The organism is Sphingopyxis sp. BSN-002 (genome assembly GCF_022024275.1).
Lineage (GTDB): Bacteria > Pseudomonadota > Alphaproteobacteria > Sphingomonadales > Sphingomonadaceae > Sphingopyxis.
On sequence record NZ_CP091804.1, the window covers coordinates 2,169,048 to 2,182,505 of the forward strand.

At 66.9% G+C, this 13,458-nt stretch carries 12 protein-coding genes; 4 read left to right on the forward strand and 8 right to left on the reverse strand.

What is annotated here, in order from left to right; all coding sequences use genetic code 11:
• The first annotated feature begins 110 nt into the window (after positions 1-110).
• A complete protein-coding gene (locus L7H23_RS10735) occupies positions 111-899 on the forward strand; it encodes a molecular chaperone (RefSeq protein WP_237835864.1) in 789 nt (262 codons plus the stop codon).
• 32 nt (positions 900-931) lie between these two features.
• Entirely contained in the window at positions 932-3,703 is a 2,772-nt protein-coding gene (locus tag L7H23_RS10740) for a carboxypeptidase regulatory-like domain-containing protein (RefSeq protein ID WP_237835865.1), read from the forward strand.
• 346 nt (positions 3,704-4,049) lie between these two features.
• On the opposite strand, the gene L7H23_RS10745 is transcribed toward L7H23_RS10740, so the two are convergent.
• The 5 genes from L7H23_RS10745 to L7H23_RS10765 form a co-directional block, all read right to left on the reverse strand.
• Entirely contained in the window at positions 4,050-4,421 is a 372-nt protein-coding gene (locus tag L7H23_RS10745; protein ID WP_237835866.1) for a hypothetical protein, read from the reverse strand.
• Between the two features lie 94 nt (positions 4,422-4,515).
• Complete coding sequence (gene msrB, locus L7H23_RS10750; RefSeq protein WP_237835867.1) at positions 4,516-5,004, reverse strand: peptide-methionine (R)-S-oxide reductase MsrB; 489 nt, start codon at positions 5,002-5,004, stop codon at positions 4,516-4,518.
• A gap of 55 nt (positions 5,005-5,059) precedes the next feature.
• Entirely contained in the window at positions 5,060-6,316 is a 1,257-nt protein-coding gene (locus L7H23_RS10755) for a cytochrome P450 (RefSeq protein ID WP_237835868.1), read from the reverse strand.
• A gap of 69 nt (positions 6,317-6,385) precedes the next feature.
• Positions 6,386-7,672 (reverse strand): ABC transporter permease, encoded by a 1,287-nt coding sequence (locus L7H23_RS10760; protein ID WP_237835869.1) that lies wholly within the window; start codon positions 7,670-7,672, stop codon positions 6,386-6,388.
• Positions 7,669-8,619 (reverse strand): ATP-binding cassette domain-containing protein, encoded by a 951-nt coding sequence (locus L7H23_RS10765; RefSeq protein ID WP_237835870.1) that lies wholly within the window; start codon positions 8,617-8,619, stop codon positions 7,669-7,671. The genes L7H23_RS10760 and L7H23_RS10765 overlap by 4 nt, the downstream gene beginning before the upstream one ends.
• A gap of 67 nt (positions 8,620-8,686) precedes the next feature.
• On the opposite strand from L7H23_RS10765, the gene queG reads away from it, so the two are divergent.
• Positions 8,687-9,739, forward strand: a complete 1,053-nt coding sequence (gene queG, locus L7H23_RS10770; protein ID WP_237835871.1) for a tRNA epoxyqueuosine(34) reductase QueG — start codon at positions 8,687-8,689, stop codon at positions 9,737-9,739.
• 2 nt (positions 9,740-9,741) lie between these two features.
• Here queG and L7H23_RS10775 read toward each other — a convergent pair whose 3' ends face one another.
• Positions 9,742-10,119: a hypothetical protein gene (locus L7H23_RS10775; protein WP_237835872.1), complete on the reverse strand. Its 378-nt coding sequence runs from the start codon at positions 10,117-10,119 to the stop codon at positions 9,742-9,744.
• Positions 10,116-10,796 carry an EI24 domain-containing protein gene (locus tag L7H23_RS10780; protein WP_237835873.1) on the reverse strand — a complete coding sequence of 227 codons (681 nt, stop codon included), beginning with the start codon at positions 10,794-10,796 and terminating at the stop codon, positions 10,116-10,118. The genes L7H23_RS10775 and L7H23_RS10780 overlap by 4 nt, the downstream gene beginning before the upstream one ends.
• A 112-nt stretch (positions 10,797-10,908) precedes the next feature.
• Between L7H23_RS10780 and L7H23_RS10785 the strand changes: the two genes are divergently transcribed.
• Positions 10,909-11,907, forward strand: a complete 999-nt coding sequence (locus L7H23_RS10785) for an adenosine kinase (protein ID WP_237835874.1) — start codon at positions 10,909-10,911, stop codon at positions 11,905-11,907.
• Positions 11,908-11,911: 4 nt separating this feature from the next.
• Here the strand turns inward: L7H23_RS10785 and L7H23_RS10790 are convergent, their stop codons facing one another.
• Positions 11,912-13,420 (reverse strand): lipopolysaccharide biosynthesis protein, encoded by a 1,509-nt coding sequence (locus L7H23_RS10790; protein ID WP_237839217.1) that lies wholly within the window; start codon positions 13,418-13,420, stop codon positions 11,912-11,914.
• Positions 13,421-13,458 lie beyond the last annotated feature (38 nt).

The following is a 13,458-nucleotide window of genomic DNA, read 5'->3' on the forward strand; positions in this document are numbered from 1 at the left end:
CAACAGGGATCGACCAACCAATGGGGACCGGTGGGGACCGTGCCCGAACGATTGTGGGGATCGTATCGATGTTGCGCTTTGTGAAGGCTTTTGGCCTGTTTTCTGCGGCTATGCTCTCTGTGGCCGCTTCTCCGGCTCTCGCGGCCGGCGACCTGCTCGTCGCGCCGACGCGCGTCATTCTCGACGGATCGCGTGGGACTGAGGTAGTGCTGAACAATATCGGCGCTGAACCGGCGACCTATCGTATCAGCCTCGAAATCAAGCGGATGACGCCCGAGGGCGGGCTCGACGAGATCGATGAGGCCAATACGACGCCCGCCGAGCGCGCCGCGCTCGACATGATTGCCTTCAGCCCTCGCCGCGTGACGCTGCCGCCGAACCAGCCGCAGGTGATCCGCGTCGGGGTACGTATCCCCGAAGGGCTCGGACCCGGCGAATATCGCGCGCATATGCTCTTTCGCGCGGTGCCCGACGCGGCGCCTGCCGTCGCCGTTGACCCTTCGAAACCCGCGCCGACGGGCGTGTCGATCGCGCTCACCCCGATTTATGGCATCACCATCCCGATCATCGTGCGCGTCGGCGATCTTGGCGCGAAAGCGACGATCGGCGATGCGTGGGTCGGCGAGACGAAGGACGGTCCGGCGTTCGAATTCGACCTCGCGCGCACCGGCAATCGCTCGGTCTATGGCGATATCGAAGTGACGCGGCCCGGGGTCGCCGAGCCGTTGCTGCTCGCGCGCGGCATTGCGGTCTATCCCGAGGTCGGCGCGCGCAAGGTGTCGCTGCGCGTGCCCCCCGAACTCGCGGCGAAGCTCAAAGGCCCGGTGCAGATCCGCTACACCGAGGACCGCGAAGTCGGCGGCGGCACGATCGACCAGGCCGACAGGGTCGTGAAATAGGGTAGGGCAAGGCCGGAACCGCGAGCGGGCCGATGCTCCGCGCGGCGCTTTCCCGATATTTTCCGGCGCTCGCCGCCGGGCTGGCGCTGGCCGGGATGATCCCGACCGGCGCCCATGCCGTTGATAAAACGCCGGTTTCCGTCTCCGCCGATAGCTGGACGCCGAACGAGGACGATCGCTGGCTGTTCGACCTGCGTTCGGGGCAATACCGGCTCGGCGACGGGGTGCGCGGTTATCAGACGCCACAGGGAATCTGCGTCGATCTTGGCGACATGGTGCTCGCGCTCGACCTCGCGGTGCGCGTCGACAAGAAGTTGCGCCGCGCAACCGGCTGGGTGTTCGACGAGCGGCGGACGCTGCTGATCGACCGCGAGGCAGGCGAGGTGCGGATCGGAAGTGCCAGCTACAGGCTCGGCGCGACGACGATCCGCGACGTGCCCGCGGGCTGGTGCGTCGATCTCGACAGCCTCAATACGTGGCTCGGCGTGCCGATCGCCGCCGACCTGTCGAACGCGGTGCTGCGCATCGATGCGAAGGAAAAGCTGCCCTTCCAGCTCGCCGCCGAACGCCGCGCGCGCGCGGCGGGGATCCGCCCGCAGGCGTCGTTCGACCTTGCAAGCCTGCCGCAGGCGACGCGGCCCTATCAGGCGTGGGCGACGCCCTCGGTCGATGTCGTCGCCTCGGCGGGGTTCGTGTCGGACAGGAAGGGCGGATCGTACAGCCAGGCGCGCTACGAGGTCTTCGCGGCGGGCGAGGTGGTCGGACAGAGTTTCGACGCGCGGCTGTCGTCGGATGACCAAGGCGTTCCCGACAGCTTGCGGATGCGGCTCTATCGCACCGATCCCGAGGGACGGCTGCTCGGACCGCTCAGGGCGACGCATTATGCGGTGGGCGACGTCAGCCTGCTGTCGACGGGGCTCGTTGCGCAGTCGGTGCCGGGGCGCGGCGCGGTGCTGACCAATCGCCCGGTGGAGCGTCCTGACAGCTTCGACAAGACAAGCTTTCGCGGCGATCTGCCCGCCGGTTGGGACGCCGAACTCTATCGCAACGGGCAATTGCTTGCCTTCACCGCGCCCAATGCCGACGGCCGCTACGAATTTCTCGACGTGCCGCTGCAATATGGCTCGAACCGCTTCGAGATCGTGATGTACGGTCCGCAGGGCCAGATCCGGCGCGAAATCAGGCAGCTGCAGGTCGGGATCGACTCGATCCCGCCGCAGCAGACCTGGTACTGGGCGGGCGTCGCGCAGGAAGACACCGACCTGATCGAATTCGCGCGGAAGGGCGGGGCATTCCGGCGCGGCTGGCGCGGAACCGCGGGGATCGAGCGCGGGCTGAATACGCGGACCTCGATCGCGGCCTATTTTCACAGCCTGATGATCGAGAATGTTCGCCGCAATTATGGCGAGCTCGCGCTGCGCCGCTCGATCGGGCCGTCGTTGCTCGAGATAGCCGGCAGCTATGCCGACGATGGCGCCGCCGCGGCGCGGATGAGCTGGCTCGCCGCGTTCGGCGACACCAATGTTCGCGCCGATGCGATGCGCGGCTGGGGCGGCTTCGTCTCGGATCGCTTCGTCGGCAAGATCGACGGGCTCTATTCGCTGTCGGTCGACCAGTCGGTAAAGTTCGGCCGGACGGTCGTCCCGCTCCATTTCGACCTGTCGAAGATCGACCGATTGTCGGGGGTCTCGAACCTGCAGGCGACGGGCCGCGCGTCGCTGAGTTTCCGCGCGCTGACCTTCACCGGCCAGCTCGACTGGACGAAGACGAAGGTTCCCGTCGGTCCCGATCCACCCGACGATGTGACCGCGACCTTGCTCGCCAATGCCCGGATCGGACGCGTCCGCCTGCGTGGCGAGGCGCGCTTCGTGCTGTCGGGCGCGAGCGCCGACACGCGCATGGCGGTGATCGGCGAGTGGAGCGGCAAGGGCGACGCCGAATGGCGCGCCGAGCTCGGCTATGACAAGGGGCTGGCCCGCGGCCGCGCGGGTCTGGGTTATACGCGCCGTTTCAACAAGCTGCAGCTTTCGGCCTATGGCGAGGCCGCGACTGACGGTTCGGTGGCGGCGTCGCTGTCGCTCGCCTTCAGCTTCGGACCCAATCCTGCGGGCGGCGGCTGGCGGATGTCGAGCGAGAAGCTTGGCGGGCGCGGACAGGTGATCGCCGACGTCTTCATGGACGACAATGGCGACGGGATTCGCCAACCCGGCGAGGCGGCGGTCGCAGGCGTGCCGCTGACCGCGGGCAATGCCTTCATCGACGCGGCGACCGACAAGGGCGGGCAGGCGATGATCGACGGGCTCGAGCCCTTCCGCCCGGTGATGATCGGGATCGACGCGGGCAGCCTGCCCGACCCCTATGTTCAGCCGGCGCTGCCCGGGGTGGTCGTCACTCCGCGCCCCGGCGTCGCAACGAGGGTTGCGTTGCCGATGACGCAGGCGGGCGAGATCGAGGGCGTCGTCATGCGCGACGGAGGCAATCCGGTCGAAGGACTAAGCCTCGAGCTCGTCGACGCCGAAGGCCGCGTGCGCGCTACGACGCTGACCGAGTTCGACGGCTATTTCCTTTTCGAAAGCGTGGCTTACGGGCGCTATACGGTGCGGATGACGAAGGCGTCGGCTGCTGCGCTGCGGCTCGACGCCGGGCTCGTGCTGAGCGCGGTGCCCGGGAAAGCGATGCCGCGGGTCAAGCTGGGCACGGTGAAGCTGAAACCGCTGCAGCGCAATGCAGCGGCTACCGAGGCAGGCGTTGAAGACGGAACCAGCGCGCGGGGGCCGCCGGGAGATACTGGCGGCCAGCCATAGTGGCTTTGGCGTAGAAAGCGGACGTTAGCGATTAACTTGCGACTCCGACGACGCCACGCAATGCAGGGAAACGTCAGGAGTACTATCCTTCCTCGCCTCCTCGCAATCAGCCTCCGATGAAAACCTATGCCAGATTATCGGCCCATCGTGGCTTTCTGTAATAAGCAGAAAGCGCCCGGTGCCGCTTGAGGCGCACCCCGACAAGATAAGCATAAGCGCGAGAAGCGAGACCCGAGTACGCGTTATTTTATCAAGCTGCAGCAAAAGGCCGACGCCCGCTATCGCACGCCTCCGGTCGTTGGCATTGTTGCTCGCCAATGGCGTGTTGTTCTTGAGGAAGGCAGGTTTACTTGTTGCCACTGTAGATGCTCTGCAACCATCCACGCGGTCCAATAGCTGCAAACACCGCGTCTTTGGTTCCATTCGTCGCTGCGACGTCAGCGCAAGCTGCGCCAACATGGATGCGATCATCCGTGATGCCGCTGCCGAGCAAGGATTTTCGGGCGGCCGCCACGGCATGCTGTACCAGCCCGCCGGACGATTCCGTCGAACAAAGATAAACTGCGCCGTTCGGCGTCTGCTTCACCGCGTCGGCAATAATAGCGACGACGCGGGCGCGGTCTTCTTCGCTACTGTCCGGGCCGTATCTTATGAAAAAGGGCCCATCATCGACGATATGCGCCACGGCGGACGGAATCTGCGTCGACGCGACGAGCAAGAGGCACAATATCCGTATAGTAGCCATGGCTCGTCATCGACGAAAACGCGCCGCGCGGCAATGCCGTGCTCAGGTCGCTTCCGGACCCCGGATATTATGCGGGCTGAAAGCGCAGCGCGACGCCGTTCATGCAATAGCGCTTGCCCGTCGGCTTCGGCCCGTCGTCGAAGACATGGCCGAGGTGGCCGCCGCAGCGTTTGCAATGCACCTCGGTGCGCGCGACGCCGATCTCGTAATCGGTCGAGGTCGCGATCGCGCCCTTCAGAGGCGCCCAGAAGCTCGGCCAGCCGGTGCCGCTGTCGAACTTGGTCTTGCTCGAATAGAGCGGCAGCGCGCAGGCGGCGCAGAGGAAGGTGCCGGCGCGATGCTCCTTGTTGAGCGGGCTGGTGAATGGGCGTTCGGTCGCGGCTTCGCGCAGGACGCGAAACTGCGTCGGGGTCAGGCGCTTCTGCCATTCGGCGTCGGTGAGTTGCCAGCCGGCCTCGCCCTTCGGGCGCTTGCCGGGCTTGGCGAACAGCATCGGCGCGGCGATGATGGCTCCGCCGAGCGCGAGACCGGACAATATATGGCGGCGTTCGATCATATCGGGACTCCTTACCCGAAATACGCGCCCGAACTGCGCCCGGTTACAGCGAAGGTCAATATTTCTCGAGTTCGACCTGCATATGGCGATAGCCATGGACGAAGCTGGCGTTGACGCGATCGGGTTCCGACAGGACGTTCACGCGCAGGCGGCGCTTCTGCATTTCGGAGATCAAGGTCGTGAGCTGCAGTTCGGCGACGCGCGCACCGACGCAGCGGTGGATGCCATAGCCGAAGGACAGGTGGCGGCGCGCATTCTCGCGGTCGACGATGATCCGGTCGCCGTCGGGGAAAATCTCCTCGTCGCGGTTCGCCGAGGCATACCAGAGCGCGAGTTTGTCGCGCTTTTTGATCTGGTGGCCGAACAGCTCGGTATCTTCCATCGCGGTGCGGCGCATGTGCGCGAGCGGGGTCTGCCAGCGGATGATCTCGTGCATCGCGTTGACCGCGAGTTCGGGATCGTGGTTCGCCTCGAGCTTCGCGCGCTCTTCGGGGAAACAATGGAGGCCATAGGCATAGGCCGACATCGAGTTGCGCGTCGTATCGTTGCCGCCGACGATGAGCAGGATCAGGTTCCCCATGAACTCATGCTCGCTCATGTGGCTCATCGCGTCGGACTGGAGCATGATCGAGATGAGGTCGTGCTTGCCGGGATTCTTCGCCTTGTGATCCCAGAGTTCCTTGAACGCCGCGCCCATCTCGAAGGCGGTCGCGGTGCGCGCCTGGCGCAGTTCGGTGGTGTCGAAGCTTTCGATATCGCCGAGCGCGTCGGACCAGCGGGTGAGATTGTGGCGATCTTCCCACGGGAAATCGAAGAGGATCGCAAGCATGTCGGTCGTCAGCTCGATCGATAGCTTTTCGACCCAGTCGAAGGGCTGGCCCACGGGCAGCGTGTCGATCAGCGCCGCGGTGCGCGCGACGGTGTCGGCGCGCATGCGCTCGATTTCGGAGGGGCCGAAGGCGGGGGCGACGGTGCGGCGCTGCGCGGTGTGTTGCGGCGGATCCATCGCGATGAACATCGGCATCGGAATCTCGCCCTCCTTGAGGAATTCGACTCCGTCGCCGGCGACGGTGATCCCGCCATATTCCCAGCTGGACGAGAAAATTTTGGGCAGCGCCTCGATATGCTGGATTGGCTTGTAGGTGGTCACCGACCAATAGGGGCCGAACTTCGAATCCTCGCAATAATAGATCGGCGATTCGGAACGCAGCTGGCGCATCGGTTCCTGCCACTTGTCCTCGCGCCACATATCGGCGCGGCTGACATCGAGCGGATGGGGAGTGACGGGTTCGACGCGGACTTGGGTGGCCATGGGCTGCTCCTCTGCGCGGCCGTCTGGCGCGGCCGATTCAGTTGCAGAATGCCACTATTTACAGCTTTGTCAATGATGCGAGGCGGTCTCCGCTGCAGCTGCGGCGGCCGCCGCGACCGGACGCGTGCGTTTCCAGAATTTCCAGCTGCTGCCGCTGCTGAGCACCCCGGCGCGGAAGAGGCGCACCGACAGATAGACGACGGCGGCGACCCAGATCGCCTGCCAGCCGAGCGCAAGCAGATGAACGCTGTGCGTCGCGTCGGTCGCCGCGCGCGCCGCCATTGCGAAGGGTGACGAGAAGGGAAAGATCTGCGCGAAGCGGGCAAGGCCGCTGTCTGGCGCGCTCGCGGCGGCGGCCGAGAGGCTGAACATGCCGACCTGGAAGATGGTGATCGGCAGGCTGAGCATCTGGATCTCGCGCACCGTGCTCGCCTGTGCGCCGATGCCGAGGAAGACGGCGCCGAGCAGCAGGAAAGCCATCACGAAATAGCAGACCGAAATTCCGACGAAGAAAGCCCAGCCGCTGGCCGGCGCTACGGCGAGCGCCGCGGCGGATTTGCCCGCCGCAGCGGCGGCGGCCGGATCGATCTGCGTCGCGGCGACGAAGCCGCCGCCGATCGCGATCAGGCTCCAGAAGGCGATGAAGAGCACGGCGACGCCGAGCATCCCGAGCAATTTGCCGAGAAAGACGCTTTCGAGCGGGACCGCGGCGGCGAGGATCTCGATGACCTTGTTGCCCTTTTCCTCGGCCATCGAGCTGACCGTCTGGCCGGCGAGGAGCAAGGTCATCAGGAAGATCGCGAAGACCGCGCCGAAGCCGAGCGATTGTTGTGCGGCGATGCTGGTGCCGCCGCTGGTGATCGCCTCGAAGCGCGGCTCGACGGGCGCGACCGGCCCGGCGGCGCGGTCGCGGAGCACATCGGCGGCGAGCAGCGCGAGATAACGGCCCGAGGTGCTGCCTTCGTTGCGCTCGATGATGCGCGGCGCGGCGAGTGGACCGCTGAGCACGGCATAGGTGTCGCTGCCCTTCTCGCGCGCGATGACGAGCGGATCGGGGGCGCCGGGGCCTGCCGTGCGTACGTCGAGCATCAGCGGGCGCTCGCTTCCCGACAGCGCGCCGCGCAGCCGCGCGTCGGCCTGACGCAGCGGATCGACGTCGGCCGCGTCGACGATCGCGACGATGCGGCCCTTCCCGCGCGCGCTGTCGGCAAGCTGCGACGCGCCGAGCCCGCCGACCGCGCCCATTCCGACCATGAACAGCGGTGCGAGCAGGAAGAGGAGGAAGGTCGGGGTCGCGACGATCGCAAGGAAGTCGCGGCGCGCGATGACGAGCATATTTTTCAGGAAAGCGTTCATGCCGCGGCCTCCTCGACTGCGTCGGTGTCGGGGGCGGCGTCGAAACCTGCGTCGACCTGGCGCACGATATGGACGAAGGCGTCGTGGAGCGCCGGGCGCGCGATCGACAGACCCGCGACGCCATGCCCGCTTGCGGTAATGCGCGCGAGCAGAGGCTCGACGTCGCCCTCCTCGATCGCGAAATGCCAGGCCTCGCCCTTGCGCTCGGCGCCGTCGGGCAGCAGGGCCGCAACGGCATCGCTGCTATCGCGAGGCGTGTAGCGGACCTGCATCGGCAGCAGCGCGCGCGCCTCGTCGACGGTGCCTTCGAAGCGTCGCTGCGATCGTGCGATGATCGCGAGCCGGTCGCAGAGGCGCTCGGCGTGCGCCATGACGTGGGTCGAAAAGAGAATCGTCGCGCCGCGGTCGCGCTCGCGGCGGACGAGCATCTCGAGCCGCTCCTGATTGACGGGGTCAAGACCCGAGAAGGGCTCGTCGAGGACGATGAGGTCGGGGGCGTGGACGATCGAGCCGATCAGCTGGACCATCTGCGCCATGCCCTTCGACATCTTGCGGATCTTTTCGTCGATCACGCGTTCGAGGCCGAGTTCGGTCATGAAGGTCGCGGCGCGGCGGCGGCCCTCGCTCCAGTCGAGCCCGCGGAGCGCGCCCATGAAGGCGGTCGCCTCGCGCGCCTTCATGCCGGGATAAAGGCCGCGTTCCTCGGGGAGGTAACCGATGCGGTGCCGTACCGATTGAGGTTTGTGGCCGCCGAGCAGGCGGCTGGTGCCCTCGTCGGGGTCGATGATGCCGAGCGTCATGCGCAGGCTGGTCGTCTTGCCCGCGCCATTGGGGCCGAGGACGCCATAGATGCTGCCCGCGGGGACTTTCAGGGTCACATGGTCGACCGCCTGAAAGGCCTCGAAATATTTGGTGAGGCCGGTGGCCTCGACGGCGAGTTCGGTCAACTGCTGGTCCCTGAACAAGATTTCGCGCGACTATGGCACGGGAGAGTCCATGCCGTATAGAGCGCGAATGGTTGCCGAAGCCTTGCCCTCGCTCGAACAAAGACTCGCCGATGTCGCGCGCGACCACGGCTTCGTCGCGTTCGGGATCGCGCGCGCCGATGCGGCGCCCGAGAGCGCGGCGCGGCTGAACCAGTGGCTCGCCGAGGGGCGGCACGGCGACATGATCTGGATGGAAAGCCGCGCCGGGCAGCGCGGCTCGCCGCAGGGGCTGTGGCCCGAGGTGAAATCGGTGATCGCGCTCGGCATGAGCTATGCGCCCGATGTCGATCCGCTGGCGCTCGCGGAGGTTCCCGAGCGCGGCCGCATCTCGGTCTATGCGCAGGGCGCCGACTATCATGACGTCGTGAAGAAAGCGCTGAAAGCCGTCGCACGCTGGCTGGTCGCCGAAGTGAAGGACGCCGAGGTCAAGGTGTTCGTCGACACCGCGCCGGTGATGGAAAAGCCGTTGTCGGCGGCGGCCGGGCTCGGCTGGCAAGGCAAGCACACCAATCTCGTCAGCCGCGAGCATGGCAGCTGGTTGTTCCTGGGCGCGATCTACACGACGCTCGATCTGGCCCCGGCGACGCCCGGGCGCGATACGTGCGGGAGTTGTTCGGCGTGTCAGGATGCGTGTCCGACGGACGCCTTTCCGGCGCCGTACCGGCTCGATGCGCGGCGCTGCATCTCGTACCTCACGATCGAGCATGACGGGCCGATCGCGCTCGAGCTGCGCCGCGGGCTCGGCAACCGCATCTATGGCTGCGACGATTGCCTGTCGGTGTGCCCATGGAACAAATTTGCCGACACCGCGGCGCGGCACAAGGCCTTCCTGCCGCGCGCCGAGCTGGTCGCGCCGTCGCTCGCCGACCTGCTGGCGCTGGACGACGCGGGCTTCCGTCAGGTGTTCGCGGGGTCGCCGATCAAGCGGATCGGGCGCAACCGGATGGTGCGCAATGCCGCGATTGCCGCCGGAAACAGCGGCGATCGACGGTTTCGCATGCGGCTTGAGGCGCTGACGACGGATGAATCGCCCATGGTTGCCGAGGCTGCGGAATGGGCGCTCGCCGAACTGGCGCTATGACGTCAGCGCCGGAGCGCGTTCACGCAACTGTCGATATTGGCATCACGGCCGTCGGGAGTGCGCGCGTCGACATGCGTCGCGATCGGCTCCGCACCGGCCTTTGGCGCATAATAATAGATGTCGAGGATGCACGCGGTTCCGGTGAACTGCAGCTTGCGGCCGGCGCCCTCGGCGATGTCGAGCCGCGGCTTGCCGAAGATCGAGAGCGCAGCATTGGCGTGCTGGCCGACGAGACTGTTGTTCTGGACGATGCGCGGCGGGGTCGAAAGCGGCTTTGGCGGCGGCGCGGCGGGCTGGCTCGGGCGCGGAACCGCCGGCCCGGCACAGCCCGCAAGCAGCAGGGTGGCGGCCGCGAGGCCCAGCAGCGCATTGATTTTCATGACCGGTCCCCGTCCCGCAGGTGCAAAAGATGGACGGCCATAGCGGCGCTCAGGATCGGGGCCAACAGATTGGCGACGGGTACCACAAAGCTTGCGGCGGACAGCAGGCCGAGCGACCAGCGGGCAGGCCGGTCGAAGCGCGGCCGGTCGGGGTGCCGCGCGAGCACCATCGCCTCGAGATCGCGGCCGAGAAGCAGCGCGTTGACGAACAGCGCGAAGATCGGCGTGCCGATGCCGGTGACGAGCAGGATCAGATAGACCGGCAGCGCAACCAGATTGCCGCCGATCAGGCGGGCGAGCGAGGCTAGCGCGAGACCGATATTCTGGCGCCAGCCGACATCGACCGCACGCGCCGCGGCGTCGGGATAGTGACGTTCCTCGACGTCGGCGACGATCGCATCGGCGAACAGGCCGACGACGACGATCGCGACCGCGCGGAAGAGAAGCCAGCTGCCGGCGATCAGAACGAGCAGGATCAATACCCCCGCCATGTCGAGTTCGACCCCGTCGAGCCAGCGCCAGTGCTCGAGCGCCCATCGCGCCCCATAGTAGAGCGCGGCGCCTGTGGCGGTGAAGATCAGCAGGGTCAGAAGCAGGCTCTGCACAAGCACGCGCAGCACGCGGGGGTTCGGCAAGTCCCTGAGAGCAAGCAGAAAAGCATGCGCGGCGCGTGTCATGTGCACAGCGTTGCGCGGGCGCGGCCCGAACGTCAAGCGGCCGCGCTTGCCTTGACGCGCGCACCCCACTAAAGGCGCGCGCAGCTTTTTCCCTTACAGCACAGGATTTTTCATGGCTTCCACCGCCCGTTTCGACGTTGTCGCCATCGGCAATGCGATCGTCGACGTTCTTGCCCGCGCGGACGATGCGCTGATCGAGGCCGAAGGCCTGACCAAGGGGTCGATGCGCCTGATCGACGGCGAAGAGGCCGAGCGGCTTTATGCGGCGATGGGGCCGGCGGTCGAGGTTTCGGGCGGTTCGGCGGCGAACACGCTCGCGGGCATGGCGGCGCTTGGCGAACGCTGCGCCTTCATTGGCCAGGTCGCCGACGACCAGCTCGGTCATGTCTTCACCCACGATTTGCGCGCGCTCGGCGTTGCCTATGAGACCCCCGCACTCAAGGAAGGCGCGCCGACCGCTCGCTGCCTGATCCTCGTGACCCCCGACGGCCAGCGCACGATGAACACCTTCCTTGGCGCGAGCCACCTGCTCGAGCAGGCGATGATCGACGAAGCATGGATCGCCGACAGCGAGATCCTCTATCTCGAAGGCTATCTGTGGGATCCCGAGCTTTCGCGCGCCGCAATGCGCCGCGCGATCGACGTGTCGCGCGGCGCGGGGCGCAAGGTCGCGTTCACGCTGTCGGACGCCTTCATCATCGACCGCCACGGTGCCGATTTCCGCAAGCTGATCGCCGAAGGCCTGTTCGACATCCTCTTCGCGAACGAGGTCGAGATCTGCGCGCTCGCCGAGACCGAAGATTTCGAGGCTGCGGTCGCGAAGATCGCACCGCAGGTGCCGCTGCTGGTCGTCACGCGCGGATCGGATGGCGCGATTGCGCTGCAGGGCGGCGAGCGGACGTCGGTCGGTGCCGAGCCGATCGAGACGGTCGTCGACACCACCGGTGCGGGCGACCTGTTCGCGGCCGGATTCCTTTCGGGCCTCGCCCAAGGCCGTCCGATCGGGGATTGCCTGACGATGGGTGCGGTTTGCGCACGCGAGATCATCGCGCAGGTCGGCCCGCGCGCGCAGACCGACCTCAAGGCGAAGGTCGCCGAACGCCTCGGCTGAGCGGCTAAGCGGTTCCCGCCGCCGGTTCCGGGTGCTTCTTGAACAGCGCCCGGTCGGCGGGGCCGAAGCCGCGCGTCCAGATCAGCCAGGCATAGATCGCCAGAATCAGCGGCACACCGATCAGCAGCTCTGCCCATTCGGGTAGCTGTGTCGCGCCATATCCCAGTACGGCCGCGCCCGCGGTGGCCCAGATGAGCGCCCAGCGCAGGCTGTTCACCGGCGCTTTCAGCACGCGCGAGAGCAGCCGCGCCTTGGCGACCGAGGCAAAGCCGAGCGCAAGCATCAGCGCGAGCGCCACCGCCACGGCATAATAGATGGGATCGAGGCCCCACGACCGCGCGAGGAGAATCAGCGCGACGCTGAGGATCGCCTGCAACCCCAGCGTCGCGAGGCTGATCAGCAGGTTGCGGTGGCGCGCGACATAGACGAGAGCGGCTTCGCTGACGACCGCGGTCGCGGCGACAACCTCGGCCGCGAGCAGGAAGGCGAGCGCGCCGGTGCCGCTGACGAACTGCGGGCCGACGAGGCCCATGACCGCCTCGCCCGGAATGCCGAGCGCAAGCGCGATGCCGGCCTGCGCGGCGATGATCCAGAAGCCGACCTGGCTGACCTGGGCCGCGACCGCGGCAAGCTTGTTCTCGGCCAGATTGCGCGTGATCACCGGTCCCAGAATCGGCTCGAAACTGGTCTTCAGCTTCTGCGGCAGCGAGGCGACCTGCTGCGCCATATAATAGATGCCGTAGATGCTCGGCGAGGTGAACTGGCCGAGGATGAAGAGATCGAGCCGCCGCGTCCCCCACTCGATCGCATCGGCGGCGGCGAGCGGCGCGTTGCGGCGCGCAACCATGATCAGATGCGCGGGATGCGGACGCCAGCCGCGCGGCCCGCCATAATGGCGGATCATCGGGACGAGCGCGGTCAGGAAGGCGCCGATCATCGCGGCGGCATAGGAAAGCATCAGCCCGTCGCGCTTCGAGACGTAGAAAAAGCCCGCGGCGGCGATACTGATCACCCACGGCTCGACGACTGCGCGGGCGCGCACCGTCGTGCCGACGTCGAAGCGGTAGGCGCAGGCCGCGAGCGCGACGTCGGTTCCGGCAATCGCGAAGATCAGGAAGGCCATCCAGCGATCGGTGCCGTCGATATCGCCGGCCGGGAACATAAGCTGTGGCAGCAGGAGGAGCAGGACCGACCCCAGCGCCGAGGCGAGAAAGGCGACGAACATGCCGTCCCACACCACGGTGCGCTGGTCCGCGTCGGGTGCGCTCAGCTGTTCGGCGAGGCCGCGCTTGAGGCCCAGCGTCGCGAGCTGTGCGACGAGCTCGATGACGAGGACCGCAAAGGCGAAGCGGCCGACCGCTTCGGGGCCGTACCAGCGGCCGGCGAAATAGAGGAAGGGCAGGCGCGCGACGAGACGCAGGATGAAGCCGAAGAAATTGGTGCGGCCGCCCTTGGCAAGCGCGGCAGTGTCCGCGTCGGCTAGCGCAGGCTCGGCGGAGTCGGGGCTGCGCACAGTCGCGCTGTCGGTCTGGCTCAAGCCTCGCGCCCCTT

Bases quoted from the DNA above. Each gene is read 5' to 3' on its own strand.
- L7H23_RS10735 (WP_237835864.1), top strand. From the start codon at position 111: ATGCTCTCTGTGGCCGCTTCTCCGGCTCTCGCGGCCGGCGACCTGCTC.
- L7H23_RS10740 (WP_237835865.1), top strand. From the start codon at position 932: ATGCTCCGCGCGGCGCTTTCCCGATATTTTCCGGCGCTCGCCGCCGGG.
- msrB (WP_237835867.1), bottom strand. From the start codon at position 5,004: ATGATCGAACGCCGCCATATATTGTCCGGTCTCGCGCTCGGCGGAGCC.
- L7H23_RS10755 (WP_237835868.1), bottom strand. From the start codon at position 6,316: ATGGCCACCCAAGTCCGCGTCGAACCCGTCACTCCCCATCCGCTCGAT.
- L7H23_RS10760 (WP_237835869.1), bottom strand. From the start codon at position 7,672: ATGAACGCTTTCCTGAAAAATATGCTCGTCATCGCGCGCCGCGACTTC.
- queG (WP_237835871.1), top strand. From the start codon at position 8,687: ATGGTTGCCGAAGCCTTGCCCTCGCTCGAACAAAGACTCGCCGATGTC.
- L7H23_RS10775 (WP_237835872.1), bottom strand. From the start codon at position 10,119: ATGAAAATCAATGCGCTGCTGGGCCTCGCGGCCGCCACCCTGCTGCTT.
- L7H23_RS10780 (WP_237835873.1), bottom strand. From the start codon at position 10,796: ATGACACGCGCCGCGCATGCTTTTCTGCTTGCTCTCAGGGACTTGCCG.
- L7H23_RS10785 (WP_237835874.1), top strand. From the start codon at position 10,909: ATGGCTTCCACCGCCCGTTTCGACGTTGTCGCCATCGGCAATGCGATC.